We start from the raw sequence: 24,736 nt of genomic DNA, 5'->3' as shown, positions 1-24,736 counted from the left end.
CTCGTCAACAGTTTGCCCGCGACATCGCGCGGGTCCTGGCGAACATGACGTCTCGGACTTGCCGGGCCGGGTGCTGGTCTTCAGCAGAAGAAAACCTCTCCCCTTCAGAGCGTTCGCCGGAGGTGACAACACCCGCAACGGTCCACGCGCCGGCAGCCAAAGCGTCATATACGCCGCCAGCGTTAACCTTCGGACGTCCTGGTAAACAAAAGGTAAAGTTCGTTAACGACGTGAGCTTTTTGCCCAGGCCTGTGAGGCATTTATGCCGCAATATCCGGCATTTTACCGGTTTTGGGTTCCAAAACCGGCCGTTTCGCCGGTTCGGCCGTTAACCAGTCCTAATTATTTTCGCACACCGGCCACAGCGAGCTCGACCAGGCCGCGCAGGAAGTCGACGAACGCGATGCCCTCGGCCTTCAGCGCCTTGGGGTAGAGCGAGGACTTGGTCAGCCCGGGCAGCGTGTTGGTTTCGAGATAGATCAGCCCCTTGTCCGAGACGATGAAATCCGAACGGGAATAGCCGGTACACGACATCGCCCGGTGCGCCAGCATCGCCTGCTGCTTCAGTGCGGCGGTGATTTCGGGTGCGAAGCGGCCGGGACAGATCTCCTGGGTCGACTTCAAAAGATATTTCGCCGCGTAGTCGAAACTGCCCTCGCCCGGAATGATCTCGATCGGCGGCAGCGACATGATCGTGCCGTCCGGCCGCTCCAGCACGCCGCAGGTCGCCTCGACGCCGGCGATGTAAGGTTCGATCACGTACTCTTCGTGCTTCGCGGCATTGCGGACGGCGACGAGATCCTGCCTGGCGTTGACGAAGATCAGGCCGTAGCTCGAGCCATCCCTCGCAGGCTTTGCGATCAGCCGGCCGTACTCGGCGAAGGCCTCGTCGATCTGGTCCAGCGCAATGTTGGCCGGCGGCGTCACGCCGCTAAGCGTGGCGAAATGCTTGGCCGCGAACTTGTCGAACGCGAGATGCGAGGAGGCCGAGCCCGAACCGGTGAAAGGCACGCCGCGCGCTTCGCACATCACCTGCAATTCGCCGTTCTCGGCACGCCCGCCATGCAGGCTGAGCACCAGCACGCGGTTCTCCGCCCTGGCCTGGTCGAGCGCCCGCTCCAGCGGAATGCCTGACGTGCCCGGCTTGAACTCGTCCTCGAACGGGCGGGCATGTTCGAGCAGCTGTCTGGACTGCACGACATGCACCTTGTCCTCGACGTCCCACCACCAGAGATCGGCCTCGGGCAGCGCCTGATGCAGCGCCTGGGCTGAAGCGACCGAAACCAGACGTTCGCGGTTGGAGCCGCCGAAGAGGATGGTGATGCGCATGTTCTTTGGTCCGTCACCTGTCTGTGTTCGTCATTCCGGGGCGATGCGAAGCATCGAACCCGGAATCTCGAGATTCCGGGCTCTCGCTTCGCGAGCCCCGGAATGACACTCACGTGGAAATTCCAATCCGCTTGATTTCCCAGTGTAGCTCAATTCCGGAATTCGTCTTCACCCGTTCACGCACGGTCTCGCCCAGCGTCTCGATGTCGTGCGCGGTGGCATTGCCCGTGTTGATCAGGAAATTGCAGTGCATCTCGGAGACCTCGGCCCCGCCGACGCGCAGGCCGCGGCAGCCGGCGGCGTCGACCAGCTTCCAGGCGGAATGGCCGGGCGGATTCTTGAAGGTCGAGCCGCCGGTCTTCTCGCGGATCGGCTGCGCGGTCTCGCGATGGGTTTGCACTTCCGCCATGCGTGCGCGGATCGCGTCGGCATCCCTGATCTCGCCGCGGAAACGCGCGGAGGTGAAGATGATCGAGGGATCGACGCCGCTGTTGCGGTAGACGAACTTCATGTCGGCATTGGAGAAGACGTGCTTCGTGCCGTCGCGCCCGACGCCTCGGGCCTCGATCAATACGTCCCTGGTCTCGCCGCCATTGGCGCCCGCGTTCATGCGCAGCGCGCCGCCGATCGTGCCGGGAATGCCGAAATAGAATTCGAGCCCACCGATGTTGGCCGACGCGGCGACTTCCGCCACGCGCTTGTCAAGCGCGGCCGCGCCCGCAGTGACGACATCGCCGCTCGCGTTCGCCTCGCCAAAGGCGCGCGGCGCCAGACGGACCACCACGCCCGCCATGCCGCCGTCGCGCACGATCAGGTTGGAGCCGACGCCAACGACATAGACCGGAATGTCGCTTGCGAGATGCGCGAGGAAATAAGCGAGATCGTCCTCGTCCGCCGGCGTGAACAGCACCTGCGCCGGACCGCCGACGCGAAACCAGGTGAGCTCGGCCAGCGACTGGTTCGCCAGCAGCCGACCGCGAAGATCGGGCATCGCGGCTTTGAGGTCGGGTGTGATGTCGGGGAAGCTCATGCGAGCATGCTCACTGCGGGTGAGGAGCGCACACTTCTTCCGTTCCCTCCCCCCTTGTGGGGGAGGGTCAGGGAGGGGGGTAGCCCCAAGCGAGATCGGAGTTCGCGGCCACCCCTCTCCCCCGCCCTCCCCCACAAGGGGGGAGGGAGCGCAGCTTGCCGTGCGGCTGACTGCGGGCCCCTCAGCATCATCATTCCAGCGCCTTCAACTCGCCGGGCAAGGCATAGGCCCATTGCGTGATGTTGCCGGCCCCTAAGCACACGACGAGATCGCCCGACTTCGCCACGCCCTTGACGATGCCAGCGAGATCGGACGCCGTCGGCAGCGGGATGACCTCGCGGTGGCCGTGGGCGCGCAGGCCCGCGGCGAAATGGTCGCGGTCGATGCCCTCGATCGGCGTCTCGCCTGCTGCGTAGACCTCGGCGACGATCACCGCATCGGCGTCGTTGAAGCAGGTGCAGAATTCCTCGAACAGCGACTGCAGACGGGTATAGCGATGCGGCTGCACGACGGCGACGATCTTGCCGTTGGTGGATTCCCGCGCCGCCTTCAGCACCGCCGCGATCTCGACCGGATGATGGCCGTAATCGTCGATGACGGTGACGCCGTTCCATTCTCCGGTCTTGGTGAAGCGGCGCTTGACGCCGCCGAAGCCGGCGATCGCCTTGCGGATTGCCTCGTCCGACACGCCGAGCTCGCGCGCGACCGCAATCGCGGCCGTCGCGTTGGAGGCATTGTGGCGTCCCGGCATCGGCAGCATGAGATTGGAGATCTCGTGCACGGCGCCCGTCTTGCGATCGCGGAAGGCAACCTTGAACTTCGATCCGCCGCCCATCGGGGTGAGGTCGACGAAGCGCACATCGGCCTGCGGATTCTCGCCATAGGTGATGATGCGCCGATCCTCGATTCTGCCGACAAGAGTCTGCACCACGGGATGGTCGATGCACATCACGGCAAAGCCGTAGAACGGCAGGTTCTCGACGAAATGCCGGAACGCGTCCTGCACCGCCTCGAAGGTCTTGAAGTGATCGAGATGCTCGGGATCGACATTGGTGACGATCGCGACCTCGGTCGGCAGCTTCAGGAACGTGCCGTCGCTCTCGTCGGCTTCGACTACCATCCAGTCGCCCGCACCGAGACGTGCGTTGGAGCCGTAGGCGTTGATGATGCCCCCGTTGATCACGGTGGGATCGAGGCCGCCGGCGTCGAGCAGCGTCGCGACCATCGTGGTCGTGGTGGTCTTGCCGTGGGTGCCGGCGATGGCAACGCAGCTCTTCAGCCGCATCAGCTCGGCCAGCATCTCGGCGCGGCGCACCACAGGGATACGCCGTTCGCGCGCCGCGGTCAGTTCCGGATTGTCGCGCTTGATCGCGGTGGAGACCACGACGACCTCGGCGCCGTCGACGTTCTCCGCCTTGTGGCCGACCGAGACCCTCGCGCCGTTCTTGCGCAGGCGGTCAAGATTGTAATTGTCGGAGGCGTCGGACCCCTGCACGGAATAGCCGAGATTGAGCAGCACTTCGGCGATGCCGCTCATGCCGATCCCGCCGATCCCGACGAAGTGGATGGGTCCGATCTCGCGCGGCAGTCTCATGCTCTATTCCCTGACCTCGCCGCCGGAGAAGGCGGCATCTGGCGAAGGTCACGGCAAATCAGCCGCGCGCCTTTCCTACTGGATGCCCCGCTTTAGAAGGCGAAGACAAGGGCTTTTTCGCGTCAGATTCCCGCGATTTTGGCCACCAGATCGGCCAGCCGCTCAGCCGCATCGAGCCGGCCGGCGCCGCGGGCGGCCTGCGCCATGGTGGCAAGGCGCGCGGGCTCGGCGGCGAAGGCGGAGATCTCGGCGGCGAGGCGATCGGAGGAAAACTCGGTCTGCGGAATGCGGATCGCACCGTCGACTTTGGCCAGCACGCCGGCATTGGCGAACTGGTCCTGGTCGATCGCGCCCGGTAGCGGCACCAGGATCGAGGGCCGCCCGATCGCGGCGAGTTCGGCCACGGTGCCCGCGCCTGAGCGCGACACCACCAGATGGTTGGAGGCCAGCCGTGCCGGTAGATCGGTGAAAAACGGCGCAAGCTCGGCCTTGATCTTCAGCCTGTCGTAGACCGCACGCACGCGCGCCATGTCCTCGTCACGCACCTGCTGGGTGAGGACGAGCCGGCCCCACAGTGCGGGCTCGAGGCGCTCGATCGCGCCCGGAACGATGTCGGCCATGATGCGCGCGCCCTGGCTGCCCCCAACGACGAGCAGCCGCAGCGGGCCGTTCACTTCAGGCGCAGCGTATGGCACGCCAGCTGCGGCGAGAATCGCCGGACGCATCGGCGTGCCGACCGTCGTGGTCTTGCCTGATAGCGCCGGATCGCGATCGAGCACGCCAGGCAATGAAGTGGCGATGGCGCGGACGCGGCTCGACAGGAACCGGTTGGCGCGGCCGAGCACCGCATTGGCGTCATGGATGATGCCGGGCACGCCCGCGAATTTTGCCGCGACCAGCGGCGGCAGCGTCGGATAGCCACCGAAGCCGACGACAGCGACCGGCTTCAATCGCTTGATCAAGCTGTAGGCGGACAGCGTGCCGGCCGCGAGCGTCAGGCCGGCATAGGCGAGCTGCAGCGGATTGCGTCCACGCGCAGTCTCGCTCGAGACGACGTCGATCATGTCCTTGGTGAACAGCCCACTGTAGCGCAGCGCGCGCTCGTCGGTGACGAGGCGGACACGGAATCCGCGCCGGATCAGCTCGACGCCGAGCGCCTCGGCCGGAAACAGATGGCCGCCGGTGCCGCCCGCGGCGAGAAGAATCAGGGGGGAGGTGTCCATGGAGAGGAGTTTTACAGGGACTTTTCCGCCATTGCGAGCCGGTGCTCGTGCCCCGGGCGCAGCGCAGCGCGCCGCCCTTCGCGGCGTGGTGCGCTGCTGAACCGGGGCCCATGGCTGCGGCATTCTGGGTCCCGGATCTGCGCTTCGCTTGTCCGGGACACGAGAGCAATCACGCGTAGCTGCGCATCGCCTCGGCGTGGCCGCTCGCCTCGACCTCGGTGCGCGGGCGCAGCCGCGTCAGCGCCAGCATCATGCCGACACCATAGGCCAGCGACACGATCGAGGAGCCGCCATAGGAGATGAAGGGCAGCGTCATGCCCTTGGCGGGGATGAGCTGGAGATTGACCGACATGTTGATCGCGGCCTGCACGCCGAACAGGATCGCAAGCCCCGAGGCCGCAAAGCGCGAGAACATGTCCTCATTGGCATAGGCGCGCGACAGCGTGCGGATGACAACGAAGGCAAACAGTGCCAGCATCGCCAGGCACAGGATGATGCCGAACTCTTCGGCGGCAACCGCGAACACGAAGTCGGTGTGGCTGTCCGGCAGGCTGCGCTTGGCGATACCCTCGCCCGGTCCGAGCCCGAACCAGCCGCCGTTGTAGAAAGCCTCCATGGCGGTATCGACCTGGAAGGTGTCGCCCGAGGCCGGATTCATGAAGCGTTTGATGCGGCCGGCGACGTGCGGCACGAACAGATAGGCGCTGAACAGTCCGGCGGCGCCGAGGCCGGCGAGCCCGAACACCCAGATCATCCGCATGCCCGCGATGAAGAACAGCGAGCCCCACACCATCAGGATCAGCATGGTCTGGCCGAAATCCGGCTCCATCACCAGAAGCGAAACCAGCATCAAGAGCAGCACCAGCGCCATCGAGGTCGCCGGCATTTCTGGCCGCCTGGTGGATTCCGCGAACAGCCAGGCGGCCATGACGACGAACGACGGTTTTGCGATTTCGGAGGCCTGGATGTTGAGGCCAAGCAGCGTGATCCAGCGCCGCGAGCCCTTTACTTCGGGGCCGATCGCGAGCGTCAGCACGATCAGGACGATGCTGACCGCGAAGATGATCAGCGCGCTGCGGCGGATCGCGCGCGGCGACAGGAAGGAGACCCCGAGCAGCACGATGCAGGACGGCACCAGGAACAGCACGTGGCGGCTGAAGAAGTGGAAGGGATCGAGCCCGATGCGGGTCGCAACGGGCGGGCTCGCCGCCAGCGACAGGATCACACCGGTCAGCATCAGCGCCAGGATGGCCCCCATCAGCGGCTTGTCGACGGTCCACCACCACTCGGAAAAGGGGGTGCGTTCTTCACGGGAGAGCATGGCGGCCGCTTTCGGACAGAGGTCGGTCCATTGGTCGCCGAGGTTGGTTACCGGGGGGTTAAGGGAATCGATGAAGTTTTCGGGAGTCGTGCCCCGGACGCAGCGCAACGCCCTTGCGGTGCGCTGCTGAGCCGGGGCCCAGCAGGCTTCTGGGTCCCGGCTCTGCGGAGCGTCACTTCGTGCCGCACCGCGTCCGGGACACGAAGGTCATCATACCGGCGACTTCCTATCCGAAAGCAAACTGCGAGTCCTCTCCAGCGCTTCGATGAGCTGGTCGAGCTCTTGCGCACCGAAGAAGACCTCAATGTCTCCGTTCTTTCTGAGGGACAGCGCGAGGCCGGCGACCTCGCCAGCAGTGCGTACCACTACGACGGCGTCATCTCCGGAATCGCGATCAGGAAAACAAATTGTGGCAACCTGCATCGTCACCTCATCACCCTCTCAGCGCGTCGGGTTATAAACCGTCACACCACCGGCTTCACGCCAGGCAGCGCCTGCACCAGCTCGCGGAACTTGGTGCCGCGGATCTCGAAATTGCGATACTGGTCGAACGAGGCGCACGCGGGTGACAGCAGGACGACCGCGTCAGCGATGTCCGACGCCTCCGCATCGCGTGCGGCTTGCTCGACCGCGACGTCGAGGGTCTGGCTGATCTCGTGCGGCACCTGCGTGCCGAGCGTGCCGGCAAACTCCTGCGCGGCCTCGCCGATCAGATAGGCTTTTCGGATGCGCGGGAAATAGCCGGTGAGGCCGGTGATTCCGCCGGCCTTCGGCTTGCCGCCCGCGATCCAGAAGATGTCCGGAAAGGACGACAATGCGTGCGCGGTAGCGTCCGCATTGGTGCCCTTGGAGTCGTTGACGAACAGCACGTTGCCGCGGCGGCCGACCTGCTCCATGCGATGTGCGAGGCCCGGGAAGCTGCGCAGGCCGTTCTGCAAGACATCGAGGCTGATGCCCATCGCGAGCGCGGCGGCGGCCGCACACGCCGCGTTCTGAGCATTGTGCAGACCGCGCAGAGAACCGATGCCGCCGAGCTTGGCGACTTCGCTGCGGGCACCACCGGAGGTCCGCACGATATTGCCATGCTCGACATGGATGCCGCTGGCCAGCGGATTCCTGACCGAGATGCGCACGACGTTCTTGCCGGTGCGATCGAGCCGGTCGGCGATATCGCGGCAAAAACCGTCGTCGACGCCGACGATCGCGGTGCCGCCGGCCTGCACACCGGCAACGAGGCGTTCCTTCACCGCAGCGTAATGCGCGATGGTGCCGTGGCGATCGATGTGGTCCTCGCTGACATTGAGCAGAATGCCGACGGAGGGATCGAGCGAGGGCGTGAGGTCGATCTGGTAGGACGACATCTCGATGACGTGGACGCGGCCCATGCCCGGCGGCTCCAGCGACAGGATCGCGGTGCCGATATTGCCGCCCATCTGGGTGTCATAGCCGGCCACTTTGGTCAGGTGCGCGATCAAAGCCGTCGTGGTCGATTTGCCGTTGGTGCCGGTGATGGCGACGAACGGCGCATCCGGCGCGTGGCGGCGCCGCTCGCGGCAGAACAACTCGATGTCGCCGATCACCTCGATAGCGGCCTCGCGCGCCTTCAGCACGCTCCAATGCGGCACCGGGTGGGTCAGCGGCACGCCGGGCGCGAGCACAAGTGCGGCGAAATTCGCCCAGGAGACGTTGCGTAGATCAGCCGTGATGAAGCCCGCTTGCGCAGCCTTGGCGACATTCTCGGCGCTGTCGTCGGCCGCAATCACCTCGGCACCGCCGGCCTTCAGCGCGTGGCAGGACGCGATCCCCGAGCCGCCGAGGCCGAACACCGCGACCGTCTTGCCGGCAAAGGACGTGACGGGGATCATCGAGCTCTCACCGCAGCTTCAGCGTGGACAGGCCGGCGAGCGCCAGCATCACCGAGATGATCCAGAACCGGATCACGATCTGCGGCTCGGTCCAGCCGAGCTGCTCGAAATGGTGATGAATCGGCGCCATCCGGAAGATGCGCTTTCCCGTCATCTTGAACGACACCACCTGCACGATGACGGAGACCGCCTCCAGCACGAACAGGCCACCGATCACCGCGAGCACGATCTCGTGCTTCACCGCCACCGCGATCGCACCCAGCATGCCGCCGAGCGCGAGCGAGCCGGTATCGCCCATGAAGATCGAGGCCGGCGGCGCGTTGAACCAGAGGAAGCCGAGGCCCGCGCCCAGCAGCGCGCCGCAGAGCACGGCGAGCTCGCCGGTGCCCGCGACATATTTGATCTGGAGATAGTCGGCGAACACCGCGTTGCCGGCGAGATAGGCGATCATCGCAAAGCTCGCCGTCGCGATCATCACGGGCACAATGGCAAGGCCGTCGAGACCGTCGGTGAGGTTCACCGCGTTGCCGGCGCCGACGATGACGAAGGCACCGAACACGACGAAGAACCAGCCGAAATGCAGCACGGTGTCCTTCAGGAACGGAATCGTCAGCGCGGTCGACGCGGGATCGCGGTTCAGCCGTACCAGCGCGTAGCAGGCAACCAGCGCGATCGCCGCCTCGATCAGCAGGCGAAGCTTGCTGCCGAAGCCGGTCGTGGTCTGCTTGGTCACCTTGAGATAATCGTCATAGAAGCCGACGAAGCCGAAACCGAGCGTCACCGCCAGTACGATCCAGACGTAAGGGTTGAGCGGATTGGCCCACAGCACCGTGCCGACCGTGAGGCCGGACAGGATCATCAGCCCGCCCATGGTGGGCGTGCCTTTCTTGGCGAGATGCGATTGCGGACCATCGGCCCGGATCGGCTGCCCCTTGCCCTGCCGGATCCGCAGATGGTCGATGATCCAGGGCCCGAACAGGAACACGAACAGCGCGCCGGTGACGACGGCGCCGCCGGTGCGGAAGGTGATGTAGCGGAAGACGTTCAGGAAGGTGCGAACGGCACCGAAGCCCGGAAATGTGTTGGAGAGCTCGATCAGCCAGTAAAACATTCAGACGGTCCTATGGCGCCTTTGCACGCGCCTTGATCTTGGCCTTATCAACCTGCCTCACGCGCATTCGCTGGTCTTCATCCTGGGGTCGGGCGACCTCTAAAGAAAACCGGACGGCTTCGCGCCGGAAAGAGTGGGATTCGGGAACAGCGCCTTCCAAGCAGTTTACGCCCTTGCCTGCAAGGCGGCCACTAGGCCCGGCACAAACTTGTTGACCCAGAACATCTTCTTGCTGCCCTTGACAACCACGACATCGCCTGCCCTCAGCAGATTTGCGACCTCGCCCGGCTTCAGCGTGACGGGGTCGTCGTGCCAGCCGAGACCCTTGCCTGCTGGAAGCACCTCGAACAGGTGACGCATCAGGGGCCCGACGCAATAGACGCCGTCGATGCCGTCGAGATGCCTGGCGAGATCGGTGTGATAGGCCGGCGCGCCGTCGCCCAGCTCCAGCATGTCGCCGAGTACCGCAATGCGGCGGCCGCCGGTCGTGTTGCGCGCCTGCAGGCTTTGCAGCGCGGCAGCCACGCTGGCCGGATTGCCGTTGAAGCTGTCGTCGATCACGGTGATGCCGCCGACCGCCTGCTCGACGCCACGGCCGGTCATGATGCCGACCCGGTCGAGCTTGATCGCAAGCGTCGCCGCATCGAGATTCGCCGCACGGATCGAAGCGAGCGCGGCGAGCGCATTCTGGACTCGGTGCGGCGCGCCCGGCGTCAGGCTGAACGCGATCTCCTTCTTGCCCAGCGCGGCCACGACCTGCCAGCTGTCGCCATGCGGCGCGTGCGCGACCTCGTGCACCTCGGCTTTCTCGCCGAAGCGTATGACCTTGCCCTTCCAGTCCGGCGCCTTGATCCCGGCGGGCAGCACCAGCACGCCTTCCGCGGGCAGGCCGAGTGCAATCGACACCTTCTCGCGGCGGATGGCTTCGAGCGAGCCGAGCTTCTCCAGATGCACCGGCTGGACGTTCACGACGAGCGCGACCGTCGGCCGCGTCAGTTCGCTGAGCCGCGCGATCTCGCCGGCCTGGTTCATGCCCATCTCGACGACCCAGAGACTGGCATCCGGCCGCGCATTGCACAGCGTCAACGGCACGCCCCAGAAATTGTTGAAGCTCGACGGGCTGGCATAGGCATTGGGGTAGGCCGCGAGGAATTCCTTGGTGCTGGTCTTGCCCGCGCTGCCGGTGAGCCCGATCACCGGCCCATTGAAGCGCGCGCGTGCCGCGCGCGCTAGACCCCAGAGACCGTCGATCAGCGTGTCCTTGACGACGATCTGGGGAATACGGATGCCCGCGATCTCGTGCGGCACGATCATCGCGACCGCGCCGGAAGCTTCCGCCTTGTCCGCAAACTCCCAGCCGTCACGCGCGCTGGCGAAGGCCGAGATGAACCCGCCGCTCGGCGTGCCGCTCAGCGCGACGAACAGGCTGCCCGGTTTCACCAGCCGGCTGTCCTGGGTGATGAAGTCGATCGGCGTGTCCGGGAACGATCCGGCAGCGCCCAGCGCGCGCGCCACTTCGGCCACCGTCCATATGGGCGCGCTCATGCAATCCTCGACGCTAGTGCGGCGGCGACCGCCTCGTGATCACTGAAGGGCAAAACCTCTCCGCCGACAATCTGCCCGGTCTCGTGGCCCTTGCCGGCGATGAGCAGCGCATCGCCATCTTGCAATTCCTCGATCGCGGTGCGGATCGCAACGGCCCGGTCGCCGATTTCGCGAGCGCCCTTGGCGGCGGCGAGGATTTCGGCGCGGATCGATTCCGGCTTCTCGCTGCGCGGATTGTCGTCGGTGATGATGATTCCGTCGGCGTTGCCGGCCGCGATCTCGCCCATGATCGGACGCTTGCCGGCATCGCGGTCGCCGCCGGCGCCGAACACGACGACCAGCCTGCGCCTGGCGTAGGGACGCAGCGCCTGCAGCGCCTTAGCCAGCGCATCAGGCTTGTGCGCGTAGTCGACGAAGATCGGCGCGCCGTTGCGCTCGCCAACGCGCTCGAGCCGCCCCTTGGCGCCTTCGAGACCTTCGAGGCTCGCGAACACGTCTGCCGGGTCGCTGCCGGTGCCGATGGCGAGGCCGGCCGACACCAGCGCGTTCTCGATCTGGAATTCGCCGACCAGCGGCAGCCGGATCGCGTACCGCTTGCCGCGATGTTCGAGCGCCAGCACTTGCGAAAACCCTTCGACCTCCGCACCGGCGAGACGAATGCCGTAGCCTGCCCCGTCGCCGTTGCGACCGACCGCCATCACGCGCAAGCCGCGCGACCTTGCCGCATCGATCGCCTCCGCCGAGCAATCATGATCGGCGGAGATCACGGCCGCGCCTCCCGGCGGGACAAGTTCGCGGAACAGCCTGAGCTTGGCCCCGAGGTAATGCGCGACGGTCGGGTGGTAATCCATGTGGTCGCGCGAGAGATTGGTGAAGCCGCCGGCGGACACGCGCACGCCGTCGAGGCGATATTGGTCGAGCCCGTGCGAGGAGGCCTCGAAGGCGAGATGCGTGACGCCCTCGCGCGCGATCTCGTCGAGCTGCCGGTGCAGCGCGATCGGGTCGGGCGTCGTCAGCGAGCCGTAGACGGTGCGCTTCGGCGAAACGAGGCCGATGGTTCCGATGCTGGCGGAGGCGTGCCCGAGCCGCTCCCAGATCTGCCGGGTGAATGCGGCCACCGAGGTCTTGCCGCTGGTACCGGTCACCGCCGCAATTGTCGCGGGCTGCGCGGGAAAAAATCTTGCCGCGGCCAGCGCCAGCGCGCGGCGCGGATTGGCCACCGTGATGAACGGCACCTTGCAGCCATCAGGCACATGGTCGCCGACAACCGCCACCGCGCCTGCGGCAATCGCGGCATCGACGAAGCGCGCACCGTCGGTCTTGCTGCCCGCAAGTGCGAAGAAGAGATCGCCCCGCCTGACCGCGCGGCTGTCGAGGGCAACGCCGGTCACATCGAGGGCCGCGACGGCGGGCTCGATTGCGGCGTCATTGCCTAGGAGGTCGCGCAGCTTCATGGTCTTCCAGTCGACATGTCGGACCGGATCGCCGAATCTCCAGGGAAATCCCGACTCAGCAGCGGCAACGGCCCACCCGGTTGATTACTGGGTTGTCCTGGATGCTGCAAGAATAAGGCGGTCGGACGGCGGCAGGTCAAACCGCGGCTCGACACCCAGAAGCGGCGCGATCCGCTCGATCACCTTGCCGCCGGTCGGCACCGCGTTCCAGCCCGAGGTGATGAAACCATGGGTTTCGGGCAGGGCCTGTGGCTCGTCCAGCATCACCAGGATCTGATACTTTGGATTGTCGGAGGGCATGATCGCCGTGAAGGAGTTGAGCACCCGCTTCTTGGCGTAGCGGCCATTGATGACTTTCTCGGACGTGCCGGTCTTGCCGCCAACATAATAGCCCTTGACGTCCGCTTGTCGCGCCGACCCGACCTCCGCATTGAGCCGCATCAGATACCGCATCTTGTCGCTGGTCTCTTGCTTGATCACGCGCTTGGCCATCGCCGCCGCTTCAGCTTCGCTTCGCTTCATGAATGTCGGGGGAATCAAGTAGCCACCGTTCATCAGCGCGTTGATGCCCATCACCGCCTGGAGCGGCGCCACCGACAGGCCTTGGCCGAACGCGATGGTGACCGTGTTCAGCTCGCTCCAGCGGCGCGGCACCAGCGGCGCCGCGCTCTCGGGCAGCTCGGTGCGCAGCCGCGTCAACTGGCCCATCTTGGCCAGGAACGCCTTGTGCGCCTCGACTCCCTGGCCGAGCGCGATCCGCGCGGCGCCGATGTTGGAGGAGTAATAGAACACTTCCTTGGTGTTGATGAAACGTCCGAGCGAATGGCTGTCATGGATGGTGAACTTGCCGTAGTGCAGGTTCCCCCGTGCATCCCACATCGAGTTCAAATTAATCTTGCCGGAATCGAGCGCCATCGCCAGCGTAAACGCCTTGAAGGTCGAGCCCATCTCGTAGACGCCGGTGGTCAGGCGATTGATGCGGTCGGGGTCGTGCGCTTCCTTCGGATTGTTGGGATCGAAGTCCGGCAGGGAGACCATCGCCACGATCTCTCCGGTCTTGACGTTGGAGACGATGCCGGAGGCGGCCTTGGCGTGGTATTTCTCCTTGGCCTTCAGGAGCTCGTCACGCAGTGCGTGCTCGACGCGCAGATCGACCGAGAGCTCGATCGGCTTTTGCAGCCGGTCGGTGGCAAAGCCCGCGCGGTGGAGATCGGCGAGCCCCTGATTGTCGAGCCACTTCTCCATGCCGGCGATGCCCTGGTTGTCGATGTTGACGAGACCGATGAGGTGGGCGACCTCGTTGCCGGTAGGATAGACGCGCTTGTTCTCGCGCAGGAAGCCGATGCCGGGAATGCCGAGCTTGTGGATATCCTGCTGCTGCTTCGCCGTAATCTCGCGCTTGAGCCAGACGAAGCCCTTGCGCGTCTTCAGGCGCTCGCGCACCTCGGCCTCATCGAGGTCGGGCACGGTGGCGGTCAGAAGCTCGATCGCCTCGTCCTTGTCGATGATGCGGCGCGGCTCGCCGAACAGGCTCGACGCCTTGACGTCGGTCGCGAGGATCGCGCCGTTGCGATCGACGATGTCGGGCCGCGCGGTCGCGACCACCTCCTGTGCCGCGGCGCGGCGCGCGCCGTGGGCGTCGGCGCCGATCGCGAACATCACGAGCCGGCCGCCGATCAGGGCGTAGACCGCGCCGAAGGCGAGCATCGCCAGGCCGACGCGCGCCCGCGCCTTGGCGGCGCGATCGACGTTGCGCCCGTACAGCAGACTGCGGATCAGCCGTTGCCGCCAGGGCTCGGTCGGCTTTCCTACAGGTTTGGCCGGGGTCACAGCACTCATGGCTTGTCCTCGGGCTGAGGCACGGAGCCCGTCACGTTATCGGGATCGCTGGCGGCTTCGATGGTATTGAGCATGGCGCCGATCGGATCCGGCTCGCCCGGCCTGAACATCCGCGGCGGACGCTCGGGCAAGTTCTTCAGTGAATCATATTGCGTGCCGTTGACCGGCTTGAGCTGCAGATGCCGGTCGGACAGGCCCTGCAGGCGCAGCGGCGCATCGAGCTTCGCCCATTCGGAGCGCAGCGCCGCGATCGCATCGCGCTGCTCGCGGATCTCCGCATGCAGCCGCAGCACCTTTTCGGTGCGCGCCGTGGAGTCCATCTTGATCCTATAGACATAGGCCGCCGCGAAGATCAGCGCGCCAATGACGAGCAGGTGGATGAAGCGCATGCGCTAGCCACCTCTCATGACGTCGGAGAGTTTTGGCCAGGACGATTGCTCGCGATCGTCATGCGCGGGCGCCGAGGTGCGTTCGGCGGCGCGCAGTTTTGCAGAGCGCGCGCGCGGGTTATGCGCGACTTCGTCCTCGCCCGCGATCACCGGCCGCCGCGTCAGCAGCTGGAAGCTCGGCACCGCCTGAGACACTTCCGGCAAATGGCGTGAGCCGCCACCTGTCTTGCTGCGCTCGACGAAGAAATTCTTGACGATGCGGTCTTCCAGCGAATGGAACGAGACGACCACGAGGCGACCGCCCGGCTTGAGCACACGCTCGGCGGCGATGAGTGCGTTCTGGAGTTCCTCGAGCTCTTCGTTGACGAAGATGCGCAGGGCCTGGAACGTCCGCGTCGCCGGGTGAATATCGCCAGGCTTGGAACGAACCACCCTGCCGACGAGATCGGCGAGCGCGCGTGTGGTCGTGAACGGCGTCTCCTGCCGGTCGGCGACGACGGCGCGGGCGATCCGGCGCGACTGCCGCTCTTCGCCGAGGAGATAGATGATGTCGGCGAGATCGCCTTCCGAGGCGCGCGCGACGACATCGGCCGCAGTCGGGCCCGCCTGCCCCATCCGCATGTCGAGCGGACCATCGAGGCGGAACGAGAAGCCGCGGCCGGCCTGGTCGAGCTGCATCGAGGACACCCCGACGTCCATCACGACGCCGTCGATGCCATCGACGCCTTGAGCCGCGCAGATTTCGGCGAGGTTGGAGAAGCGATCTTCAACCAGCGTCAGCCGGCCCGCCGAGCGTTCGACCAGCTCGGCGCCGCCTGCGATCGCAGTACGGTCGCGATCAATGGCAATCACCCGGGTTCCCGGCATGTCGAGGATCGCGCGGCTGTAGCCGCCCGCGCCAAAGGTCGCGTCGATGTAAAGGCCGCCCTCGCGTGGGGCGAGGTGGTCGATGGCCTCACGGCCAAGAACGGGGATGTGCGGAGCCGAGCTCATGCGCCAAGCCTGCCGATCGCCCCGCCGGACTCCCAAGTGAGATCGGGGACGAACAAGCTCATAACGCCTCGAATGATTCCGCGTCGCGGCGGTTCCACGACCCAATCCCCGTCCAGCATGGTTACCGTGCCCGATCGTCCCGGGCCACCAACCCAGTATTCCCTTTGGAATTTGTCGGGCAGCCATGGGATTTCGAGCCAAAATACGCTTTGGCCGCCTCCGGACGCGGGTCGGCTCTTCATCTCTCAGTAACGGCCCTTAGCGTTAAGAAAGCGTTGATCGGCTCGCGACAAGTCGAAAAGCTGACGCGGCGGTGATGCTTCATCCACACACATGCGCCAAAATGCATCCGTTAACCTCGTCGCGCGGTTGCGCACGGTGGAGGGTAAAGGAATAGTAAAGAGAAGGGCTTGGCCCACTCTCTGTCTGTCTCGAGCTGTTTATGTCGTCCGGTTCGTCCACGCCGTCTGGATCTGATTCGAAGCGTCAACGCGTTCTCCCGGTTCCCAAGGCCGCCGCGAACATGCGGACGTTCGAGCCGGATTCCTCGATCGTCTCCGACATCATCCCCTCACCGAACCACGGCGACCGCAACAAGGGCCGGCAGCCCGACATGATCGTGCTGCATTACACCGGCATGCCCGACGTCGAAGGTGCGCTGGCGCGGCTCTGCTCGGCTGGCACCGAGGTGTCGGCACATTATGTCGTGCTGGAGGACGGCCGCATCGTGCAATGCGTGCCGGAGGCCAGGCGTGCCTGGCATGCCGGCGTCTCGTCCTGGTCCGGCGAGGACGACATCAATTCCTGCTCGATCGGGATCGAGATCGTCAATCGCGGCCACGATTGGGGCTATCCGGAGTTTCCGCTGCGCCAGATCGCCGCCGTGATCGCGCTGTGCCGCGGCATCATGCTCCGCCGCAAGGTGCCCGCGCACCGGGTTCTCGGCCATTCCGACGTGGCGCCTGCGCGCAAGAAAGATCCCGGCGAAAAATTTCCGTGGCATTCGCTGGCCAATTCCGGGGTCGGCCACTGGGTCACGCCCGCGCCGGTCGTACGCGGCGAGAGCCTGATGCTCGGCACCATCAGCGACGAGGTGCTGAGCCTGCAGCAGGCGCTCGCCAGATACGGCTACGGCGTTCCCCTCACCGGCAAATACGACGGCGCGACCATGGAAGTCGTCACCGCGTTCCAGCGCCATTTCCGCCCGGCGCGACTGGATGGGGTCGCGGATCACTCGACGCTGTCGACCTTGCAGGCACTGTTGGGAAGCTTGCCGGCGGAGGGAACGACGGTCGCGTCGAAGTGACGGCGACTGCCACGCACCCCGTCATTGCGAGCGAAGCGAAGCAATCCAGACTGCCTCCGCGGAAGCAGTCTGGATTGCTTCGTCGCAAGCGCTCCTCGCAATGACGGAGTATGTGGCGACTACTCCATCTCCCGCATCCTTCGCGCATAAAGTCGTCGCAGCGGCTCGAGCTGCGTCGCTTCCGTCGCCGCGCGATAGGCCTCGCGCGCCTCCTCATTGCGGCCGAGCCGCCGCAATAGATCCGCCCGCACCGCTGGCAGCAGCTCGTAGCCATGAAGCCCGCCGCGTGCGGCGGTCGCATCCACGAGATCGAGTGCGCGCGCGGGCCCATCGACCATCGACACCGCCGCCGCGTGGTTAAGCTCGATCACCGGAGATGGGTTGATCCGCAGCAGGACCTCGTAGAGCCCGGCAATCTGCGGCCAGTCTGTCTGCTCATAGCTCGGCGCACGCGCATGCAGCGCGGCGATCGCGGCTTGTACTGCGTAGGGCTGCGGCCGGCCGGGCACGCGCAGCGCGTCGTCGACCAGGCGCAGACCCTCCTCGATCTGTGCATGGTCCCACCGCGAACGATCCTGCTCTTCCAGCAGCACGATGTCGCCGGCGGCGGTCTGGCGCCCTGCGCGGCGCGCATCGTGCAGCAGCATTAGCGCCAGCAGGCCCTTGATCCCGGCGCGATCGGGTAACAGCCGGTCGAGCAAGCGGCCAAGCCGGATCGCCTCGGCCGCAAGATCGGGCCGCATCAAATCCGCACCCGACGTCGCCACATAGCCTTCGGTGAAGACCAGATAGATCACGGCAAGCACACCGTCGAGCCGCGGCACCAGCGTGTCGCGCTCGGGGACCTCATAGGGAATGCCGGCGAGTCGGATCTTCTGTTTGGCGCGGACCAGACGCTGCGCCATGGCTTCTTCGCCGACCAGGAAGGCGCGCGCGACCTGCGCCGTGGAGAGCCCGCAGACGGTGCGCAGCGTCAGCGCGACCTGGACTTCGGGCGCAAATGCAGGATGGCAGCAGGTGAAGATCAGCCGCAGCATATCGTCGTCGAGCGTCGCCGGCGGCTCGGCGGGCGCTTGCGCGTTCAGCTCGAGCTCGTGGACGAGCGCCTGCTCCTTGCCGCGGAAGACGGCCTGGCGCCTGATACGGTCGATCGCCTTGTGCCTGGCGACATTGACCAGCCAGGCACGCGCATTGTCGGGGACCTCGCACGCCGGCCAGCGCTCCAGTGCCACCGCAAAGGCGTCCTGGAGCGCGTCCTCGGCAAGATCGAAATCGCCGACGAGGCGGATCAGCGTGGCCAGCGCCCGCCCCGCCTCGTCGCGGAAGATCCTGTCGATCTCGGCAGGAGAGATCACTTGTTGTAGATCATCACGGGCCTGACCTCGATCGACCCTTCCCTGGCCTCGGGAATTCGCGCCGCTAGCGCAATGGCGGTGTCGAGATCCTTGGCCTCGACCAGATAATAGCCGCCGAGTTGCTCGCGGGTTTCCGCGAACGGGCCGTCGGTCGTCAGGGTCTTGCCCTCGCGCACGCGCACGGTGGTTGCCGTCGTGGTCGGCTGAAGTCCGTCGCCAGCCTTGAAATGACCGCTCTGGACGATGGACTGCGTATAAGCGCCGTATTCCGCCGTCACTGCCTGACGGTCCGCGGGGGACATGTTGACCAATTTCGCTTCGTTCCGGTAGATCAGCAGCAGATACTGCATTGCTTAACTCCTGTTGTTCGGCGGGATCGCCGACATCCAGTCGAACGGGACACACACCAAACGACATCTTCAGGATAAATTATTTGCAGGCCGCATACGCGGCGATATCAGCTTGACGGAACCGTCATAAATGCCCCATGCCTGCCCCGTCAGTCGGCCGGACGGCCGCTCCGGCAGGTGCCGAAAGGCCGCCGGGGAGGAAAGTCCGGGCTCCCTTGACATACGGTGCCGGATAACGTCCGGCGGGGGCGACCCCAGGGAAAGTGCCACAGAGAACGAACCGCCCGCCTTCGCAGCGCAAGCTGCGTAGGCAGGTAAGGGTGAAAAGGTGCGGTAAGAGCGCACCGCGGCTGCGGCAACGGAGCCGGCATGGTAAACCCCACCGGGAGCAAAACCGAATAGGGACGGCGTAGCGGGCTGTTCGCGAAAGCGATAACGCCGCGGGGCGATGTCAGGCCCGCCGTCCGGGTAGGTTGCTCGAGGCCATGTGCAAACATGGTCCCAGAGGAATGGCCGTCACGTATCGTTCGCGCAAGCGGACGGTGCCTTACAGAACCCGGCTTACAGGCCGGCTGATATCTTGCAACGAGGGGTTCGATGCTGACCGCATCGAGCCCCTCACCATTTGGGCGCTCACTATCCGACGATCTCTTGCAATACGCCCATCAGCGCGTCCGGCGCTGTCACGTTCGGCGCGTGGCTGGCGTCGAGCTCGACAAAACGCCAGCCGTCCTCGCTCCTCGTGCGCCTCGCGAATTGCCCGAACACGTCGCCCGGCGGAATGCGCGTGCAATAGATGTAGCTGCGCGGCATCGCCGGCTCGCTACCTTCGAGCTTCAGCTTTGTCTCGAAACATTTGATCGGCATGTTGATCCGGCGGGCGTTGAGCCAGTCGAGATCGGCCTGCGGCGTGTCCGGCGGCGGCGGGTTCGGCGGGATGCGGTAGCCGTCGCCTGAGCTTGCCGCCTTGCGCATCGGCTCGCGCCCGCCCTCATGGAGATCGAACAGCGACTGGCCGTCACGCGGCACGAAGGCGTCGAGGTAGATCAATTGCGTCACCCGCTCGCGCGCGCGATCGGCGACGCCGGTGGCGACCATGCCGCCATAGCTGTGGCCGAGCAGCACGATGTCGCTGAGATCCTCGAACCTGATGACGTTGAGAATGTCCTGGATATGCGTGTCGAGATCGATCGCGGCACTGGCCAGATGCGCGCGCTCGCCGAGCCCGGTATAGGTCGGCGCAATCAGGCGGTGGCCGGCCTGCGCCATCAGCGGATGCATCTTCTTCCAGGCCCACCCGCCAGACCACGCGCCGTGACAAAGCAGGAAGGTTTTTGAGCTTGCGGCCATCGGCGTTTCCATCGTTCTTGTTTGTACGATGGAGTGTAGCGGGCGAGCGCGCGATGTAAACGCTGCGGTCCCTTAAGCTGCGCGCGGCGCGTTCACCTTCACGAGCACGGGTGCAGGCCGACCGGCTTCACGCCGCAGCTTGCCCGCCTCAAAACCGTGCATGCCGATCTGCCATTGCAGCCCGACGATGGCACCCTTGGTCGGCTGCAGCAGCGCGAGCGAAGCGAACAGGGTCACCGGCAGCCACACCGCCAGTTGCAGCCAAACTGCTGGGGCATAGGCGGTCTCCACCGCGAGGATTGCCGGGACCACGAGATGGCCGACGACGACCATCACGAGATAAGCCGGAAAATCGTCGGCGCGCTGGTGGAACAGCTCCTCGCCGCAATGGTCACAGGTATCCGCCACCTTCAGGAAACGGCCGAACGCATGGCCTTCGCCGCAGTTCGGGCACTTGCCGCGAAATCCGCGCCACATCGCTTTTGCCAGAGAGACTGAACCGGTCGCCATGACCCCACCTCTTCCTTTTCTACGACCCATACAATAATATCATGTATCCATACATTCAAAGGATATAGGCCTTAATTGCATGGATTGGACCCCTACAATCTCGGAGCTGAGCGGGCCGCGCTATCAGCGCATCGTCGAGGCCATGGAGGCCGACATCGCCGCCGGCCGGCTGGTGCGCGGCCAACAATTGCCGACGCAGCGGGCGCTGGCAAAGGCGCTCGGCGTCGACCTCACCACGGTGACGCGCGCCTACACCGAGGCGCGGCGCCGCGGCATCATGGAGGCCCGGGTCGGCCAGGGCTCGTTCGTGTCGGAGACCAGCGCGCGCCGCGCGGTCGACCTGCCGCATCCCGTCGCGATTGACCTCTCGATGAACGTGCCGCCGCAGCCTCTCGAAGCGCAGCTCGACGAGCGCATCATCGCCGGGATGGACGCCATCCGCGCGCAATCGGGTCTGACGGCGCATCTCAACTACCAGCCGCCCGGCGGCAGCGCACATGAGCGCGAGGTCGCGGCGCGGTGGATGCGGGCACGCGTGCCGCATGCGCATGCCGACAGGCTCGTGATCTTTCCCGGCGCGCAGACCATTCTGTTCAACCTACTCGCCCATCTCGCCCGGCCCGGCGACGTGGTGCTGACGGAGGCCCTCACCTTCCCCGGCATCAAGGCCGCCGCGGCGCGGCTCGGAGTCAAGCTCGTCGGCGTCGCCATGGATGACGGCGGCATCCTGCCCGACGCGCTGGCGGAAGCTTGCCGCACGCATAGACCGAAAGCGGTCTATCTCATTCCGACGCTGCACAATCCGACCACCGCGACGCTTCTTCCCGAGCGCCGCGGCGCCATCGCAAAAATCATCAACGATGCCGATACGATTCTGATCGAGGATGACGCCTACGGGCTGCTCGATCGCTCGGCATCGCCGATCGCCAATCTCATTCCGGAACGGACATATCTCGCGACCACGCTGTCGAAATGCATCGCGCCCGCGCTACGGGTCGCCTATCTGGTGACGCCCGACAGCAGCTCGCAGCGGGAGATGCGCAACTCTTTGCAGGCGACGGTGCAGATGCCGGCACCGCTGATGGTCGCGCTGGTGACGCATTGGATCGAGACCGGGATCGCCGACCGCATCATCACCGCCATCAGGAGCGAGGCGGTCGGCCGCCAGCAGCTCGCGCAACGGGCGCTCAAAGGATTCGAGTTCCAGGCCAAACCCGCCGCTCACCATCTGTGGCTACGGCTGCCGGAGGGCCGCGCCGACGTCGCGGCGCATCTCCTGCGGAATGGACTAGCCGTCGTCGCCGGCGAGGCCTTCACCGTCGACGGAACGCCGCCACACGCGGCACGCGTCTCGCTTGGCGCGGCGCGCAACAGGGCGGAATTGACGGAAGCGCTACGCATCCTCGTGAGCGCGCTGCACAGCCCCGCCGACACCAGACAGATCGTCTAGCAATACTTATCGATGCTGACGGCGATGCCGCGAGCGAACGACTGGTGCGACGGGGGACGGATAGGCCGCATAGGCTTCGCTCGGCGCGACGGACTCGCCGCGGGCCCCGCGCGCGGCGGGTGTGAGCTGGCCGCCATTCAGAACGTCGCGGTCGGGATGGGCAGCCTGATAGGCCGCGGGCTCGGAAAACTGCGCCTGCGCCATCGTCGGCATCAAGGCCGCCGCCGACACCAGCGCGGCCGCGACGGCAATCTTCGTGCGGATCATCGTCCTTCTCCATATGCTCAGCCGGGATGCTGGCCGATCGGACCGCATGATGGCGTCGAGCGGGCCCCCAGGTGGAAGTACGAGCATCATCTAGACCTGTCTTTCGCGAACGCCCGCCTCTGGGGATCACGCTTGCGTGCGGTTTTGAAATTGACCTGCACGGCCGCAGCTGTGCTATGCGAGCGATGGGGATCAACAATTCGGGATCGCCCAGGCGACAGGGACAATCTGTTGGAAATACTCACCTACGCGCTGCTGCTGCTCGGCGCACTGGCCGGGGGCTTCGTCTCGGGCCTCGCCGGATTCGGCACCGCGCTGATGGCACTCGGCATCTGGCTCTACGTGCTGCCGCCCTCGCTCGCGGTGCCCCTGGTGCTGATCTGCTCGGTGATCGCGCAGAGCTCGACGCTGCCGTCGATGTGGAAGAGTTTTGATCTCTCGCTGGTCTGGCCGTTCCTGATTGGAGGACTGATCGGCGTGCCGCTGGGCACCATGCTGGTCGCCTCCGCCGATCCAAAAGTGTTCAAGCTGAGCGTCGGCGTGCTGCTGCTGATCTTCTCGACCGCGCTGTACCTCAACAAGAAGCCGCTCGCCATCACCTTCGGCGGTCGCATCGCCGACGGTACGATCGGCTTCGCCGGCGGCATTCTTGGTGGCCTTGCCGGATTGTCGGGGCCGCTGCCGATCCTGTGGGCCAACATCCGCGGCTGGAACAAGCACGAGCGGCGCGGCATCTTCCAACTCTTCAATTTCACCGTGCTCGCCACCGCTTTGGTGTTGCAGACGGCCTCGGGCCTCGTCGCGTTCAAGGTGGTCTGGCTCGCGGTGGTCGCCTTTCCGGGCACGCTGATCGGCGCATGGGCCGGCGCGCGCGTCTATCACGCGCTGAGCGACAAGCATTTCGGCGATGTCGTGCTCGGTCTCCTGTTCCTGTCAGGCCTCGGCCTCGTCTGGAACAGTTTGGGCACGCACTAACTCCGTATTTTCTTCACGGTGAGCGCCACGCCGCCGGCAACCCCGACGCCAAGCACGCAGATAAGCGATCGCTACGCGGGCGCGCGTACAGGAGTCGCCACAGGCTCGGGTGCAGCCTGCTCGGGGGGCTCCTCGTGCCGGAGCACCACAAGGCGCTTTCCGAACTCGCGGCGCAACAGCCACACGCTCAGGGCAGCCTGCAGCGTGGTCGTCGCGATCGACAGATACCAGACATGCTCCATCCGGAAGCCCGGCCACGTCGAAAGCCAGATCGACGGCAGGGAATAGGTGAGGACCCGCGTTGCCGAGGTCAACAATACCGGCTTGGTATTGCCGAGCCCCTGAAACAGGCTTGAGCAAGTGAAGATCAGCCCCTGCGCCACCATGTTGAGCGAGACGATACGCAGAAAAAGCGAAGCAACCGCCATCGTCTCCTGATCCTTCGAGAAGCCGGTAAGCAACAGACCAGGCACGAGCTGCGCCGGGATCAGGAAAACAATCATCACGGCGGTGGCGACAAGCGCCGCCTTGACAAAGGTCTCCCTCACGCGCGCTCCATTGCCGGCACCGAAATTCTGCCCGGCGATCGGCCCCGCCGCAAGAGCGATGGCGAGCGCCGGCATCTGCATCAGGCCGAGGAGACGCGTCCCGATGCCAAATCCGGCCTGTGCCGCCGAGCCGAAAACGCTCAGCACGTAATAGCCCACGGCCATGATGATGAAGACCATCGCGAACTCGCCGCCTGCAGGCAGGCCGACATTGAGGATCCTCTTCCACTGTCGAAGCTGCGGCCGCCATTGCGCGGGATTAAAGGCGACATAGCGTTCCAGTTTCAGGAAATACACCAGCAGCATGAGCACACCGATGAAGACGGCAATCGAGCTTGCGAGGCCCGCTCCGGCAACACCGAGCGCGTGCCCGGTGCCCCAACCCGAGATCAGGACCGGCGCCAGCGCGATGTTGATGGCCACTGCAAGCGCTTGAACCAGCATGCTCGGCCGCACGATTCCCGTGGCCCGCAACGCAGACGCCATGACCTGCGACGCAAACTGCAGCGCCAAAGCCGGCATGAACCAGAGCAGATAAATCGCGCCGGCTTCGACCGTGGCCTCATCGGCCGCGACCGCGCGCATATATGGACGCGACAATGCGAAGCCCGCGCCCAAGGTCAGGAGCCCGAACAGCACCGACAGGAGGACCGACTGGTTGAAGACGAGGTTGGCGTCGCCGCGATCCTTGCGCCCCACCGCGTGCGCCATCAGCGCCACGGTGCCGACGCCAAGCACCTGCATCAGCGCATTGACGAGAAAGCCGGCATTGCCGGCCGCGGCGACACCCGCGATTGCCGCATCGCCCAGTCCCGACACGAAATACAGGTCGACGAGCTGGCAGATCATGATCGTGATCATGCCGACCACGATCGGTGGCGCCATGCTCAGGATGTGGCCCACGATGGAGCCGCGTGTCAGGTCTTTCATGT

General features: G+C 65.5%; 22 protein-coding genes and 1 other RNA gene. 4 read left to right on the top strand and 19 right to left on the bottom strand.

What is annotated here, in order from left to right; all coding sequences use genetic code 11:
• Positions 1-342: 342 nt before the first annotated feature.
• The 13 genes from FXB41_RS23840 to rsmH form a co-directional block, all read right to left on the bottom strand.
• Positions 343-1,329, bottom strand: a complete 987-nt coding sequence (locus tag FXB41_RS23840; RefSeq protein ID WP_219683428.1) for a D-alanine--D-alanine ligase family protein — start codon at positions 1,327-1,329, stop codon at positions 343-345.
• Between the two features lie 109 nt (positions 1,330-1,438).
• Positions 1,439-2,359: a UDP-N-acetylmuramate dehydrogenase gene (murB, locus tag FXB41_RS23835; RefSeq protein ID WP_219683427.1), complete on the bottom strand. Its 921-nt coding sequence runs from the start codon at positions 2,357-2,359 to the stop codon at positions 1,439-1,441.
• 190 nt (positions 2,360-2,549) lie between these two features.
• Positions 2,550-3,953, bottom strand: a complete 1,404-nt coding sequence (gene murC / locus FXB41_RS23830; protein WP_219683426.1) for a UDP-N-acetylmuramate--L-alanine ligase — start codon at positions 3,951-3,953, stop codon at positions 2,550-2,552.
• 122 nt (positions 3,954-4,075) lie between these two features.
• Positions 4,076-5,176 (bottom strand): undecaprenyldiphospho-muramoylpentapeptide beta-N-acetylglucosaminyltransferase, encoded by a 1,101-nt coding sequence (murG, locus tag FXB41_RS23825; protein ID WP_007600853.1) that lies wholly within the window; start codon positions 5,174-5,176, stop codon positions 4,076-4,078.
• A gap of 169 nt (positions 5,177-5,345) precedes the next feature.
• Positions 5,346-6,497, bottom strand: coding sequence for a putative lipid II flippase FtsW (ftsW, locus tag FXB41_RS23820; RefSeq protein ID WP_018454238.1), 1,152 nt, complete (start codon positions 6,495-6,497; stop codon positions 5,346-5,348).
• A 210-nt stretch (positions 6,498-6,707) separates the two neighbouring features.
• Positions 6,708-6,926 carry a hypothetical protein gene (locus tag FXB41_RS23815; RefSeq protein ID WP_219683425.1) on the bottom strand — a complete coding sequence of 73 codons (219 nt, stop codon included), beginning with the start codon at positions 6,924-6,926 and terminating at the stop codon, positions 6,708-6,710.
• A gap of 35 nt (positions 6,927-6,961) precedes the next feature.
• Positions 6,962-8,362, bottom strand: coding sequence for a UDP-N-acetylmuramoyl-L-alanine--D-glutamate ligase (murD, locus tag FXB41_RS23810; protein ID WP_219683424.1), 1,401 nt, complete (start codon positions 8,360-8,362; stop codon positions 6,962-6,964).
• Positions 8,363-8,369: 7 nt separating this feature from the next.
• Positions 8,370-9,473: a phospho-N-acetylmuramoyl-pentapeptide-transferase gene (gene mraY / locus FXB41_RS23805; protein ID WP_007600847.1), complete on the bottom strand. Its 1,104-nt coding sequence runs from the start codon at positions 9,471-9,473 to the stop codon at positions 8,370-8,372.
• Positions 9,474-9,638: 165 nt separating this feature from the next.
• The gene (locus tag FXB41_RS23800) at positions 9,639-11,018 is read right to left on the bottom strand and encodes a UDP-N-acetylmuramoyl-tripeptide--D-alanyl-D-alanine ligase (protein WP_219683423.1); all 1,380 of its coding nucleotides are present in this window, start codon (positions 11,016-11,018) and stop codon (positions 9,639-9,641) included.
• Positions 11,015-12,472, bottom strand: coding sequence for a UDP-N-acetylmuramoyl-L-alanyl-D-glutamate--2,6-diaminopimelate ligase (locus tag FXB41_RS23795; RefSeq protein WP_219683422.1), 1,458 nt, complete (start codon positions 12,470-12,472; stop codon positions 11,015-11,017). The genes FXB41_RS23800 and FXB41_RS23795 overlap by 4 nt, the downstream gene beginning before the upstream one ends.
• An 84-nt stretch (positions 12,473-12,556) precedes the next feature.
• The gene (locus FXB41_RS23790; protein ID WP_219683421.1) at positions 12,557-14,311 is read right to left on the bottom strand and encodes a peptidoglycan D,D-transpeptidase FtsI family protein; all 1,755 of its coding nucleotides are present in this window, start codon (positions 14,309-14,311) and stop codon (positions 12,557-12,559) included.
• Positions 14,308-14,700, bottom strand: a complete 393-nt coding sequence (gene ftsL / locus FXB41_RS23785) for a cell division protein FtsL (protein ID WP_007600843.1) — start codon at positions 14,698-14,700, stop codon at positions 14,308-14,310. Before ftsL ends, FXB41_RS23790 begins: the two co-directional genes overlap by 4 nt.
• Before the next feature lie 3 nt (positions 14,701-14,703).
• Positions 14,704-15,693: a 16S rRNA (cytosine(1402)-N(4))-methyltransferase RsmH gene (gene rsmH / locus FXB41_RS23780; protein WP_219683420.1), complete on the bottom strand. Its 990-nt coding sequence runs from the start codon at positions 15,691-15,693 to the stop codon at positions 14,704-14,706.
• A gap of 523 nt (positions 15,694-16,216) precedes the next feature.
• On the opposite strand from rsmH, the gene FXB41_RS23775 reads away from it, so the two are divergent.
• The gene (locus tag FXB41_RS23775) at positions 16,217-16,999 is read left to right on the top strand and encodes an N-acetylmuramoyl-L-alanine amidase (RefSeq protein WP_007600840.1); all 783 of its coding nucleotides are present in this window, start codon (positions 16,217-16,219) and stop codon (positions 16,997-16,999) included.
• 119 nt (positions 17,000-17,118) lie between these two features.
• Here the strand turns inward: FXB41_RS23775 and FXB41_RS23770 are convergent, their stop codons facing one another.
• Together FXB41_RS23770 and FXB41_RS23765 are read right to left on the bottom strand one after the other, a co-directional pair.
• Positions 17,119-18,351, bottom strand: coding sequence for an RNA polymerase sigma factor (locus FXB41_RS23770; RefSeq protein ID WP_219683511.1), 1,233 nt, complete (start codon positions 18,349-18,351; stop codon positions 17,119-17,121).
• Positions 18,351-18,704 carry a YciI family protein gene (locus tag FXB41_RS23765; protein WP_219683419.1) on the bottom strand — a complete coding sequence of 118 codons (354 nt, stop codon included), beginning with the start codon at positions 18,702-18,704 and terminating at the stop codon, positions 18,351-18,353. Before FXB41_RS23765 ends, FXB41_RS23770 begins: the two co-directional genes overlap by 1 nt.
• Positions 18,705-18,853: 149 nt before the next feature.
• Between FXB41_RS23765 and rnpB the strand changes: the two genes are divergently transcribed.
• An RNA gene (rnpB, locus tag FXB41_RS23760) (RNase P RNA component class A) lies at positions 18,854-19,284 on the top strand.
• A 56-nt stretch (positions 19,285-19,340) separates the two neighbouring features.
• Here rnpB and FXB41_RS23755 read toward each other — a convergent pair.
• Both FXB41_RS23755 and FXB41_RS23750 read right to left on the bottom strand, forming a co-directional pair.
• Positions 19,341-20,054, bottom strand: coding sequence for an alpha/beta fold hydrolase (locus tag FXB41_RS23755; protein ID WP_219683418.1), 714 nt, complete (start codon positions 20,052-20,054; stop codon positions 19,341-19,343).
• A 72-nt stretch (positions 20,055-20,126) separates the two neighbouring features.
• Positions 20,127-20,564 carry a DUF983 domain-containing protein gene (locus FXB41_RS23750; protein ID WP_219683417.1) on the bottom strand — a complete coding sequence of 146 codons (438 nt, stop codon included), beginning with the start codon at positions 20,562-20,564 and terminating at the stop codon, positions 20,127-20,129.
• 79 nt (positions 20,565-20,643) lie between these two features.
• On the opposite strand from FXB41_RS23750, the gene FXB41_RS23745 reads away from it, so the two are divergent.
• Complete coding sequence (locus FXB41_RS23745; protein ID WP_007600832.1) at positions 20,644-22,014, top strand: aminotransferase-like domain-containing protein; 1,371 nt, start codon at positions 20,644-20,646, stop codon at positions 22,012-22,014.
• Positions 22,015-22,020: 6 nt separating this feature from the next.
• Here FXB41_RS23745 and FXB41_RS23740 read toward each other — a convergent pair whose 3' ends face one another.
• Positions 22,021-22,281, bottom strand: coding sequence for a hypothetical protein (locus FXB41_RS23740; protein WP_007600831.1), 261 nt, complete (start codon positions 22,279-22,281; stop codon positions 22,021-22,023).
• Positions 22,282-22,512: 231 nt separating this feature from the next.
• On the opposite strand from FXB41_RS23740, the gene FXB41_RS23735 reads away from it, so the two are divergent.
• Entirely contained in the window at positions 22,513-23,256 is a 744-nt protein-coding gene (locus tag FXB41_RS23735) for a sulfite exporter TauE/SafE family protein (RefSeq protein WP_219683416.1), read from the top strand.
• A gap of 71 nt (positions 23,257-23,327) precedes the next feature.
• Here FXB41_RS23735 and FXB41_RS23730 read toward each other — a convergent pair whose 3' ends face one another.
• Positions 23,328-24,734, bottom strand: coding sequence for an MATE family efflux transporter (locus FXB41_RS23730; RefSeq protein ID WP_219683415.1), 1,407 nt, complete (start codon positions 24,732-24,734; stop codon positions 23,328-23,330).
• Positions 24,735-24,736 lie beyond the last annotated feature (2 nt).

Origin of the sequence: Bradyrhizobium canariense (genome assembly GCF_019402665.1) — a bacterium.
Taxonomy (GTDB): domain Bacteria; phylum Pseudomonadota; class Alphaproteobacteria; order Rhizobiales; family Xanthobacteraceae; genus Bradyrhizobium; species Bradyrhizobium canariense.
This window is presented reverse-complemented; position numbering and strand designations above follow the sequence as displayed.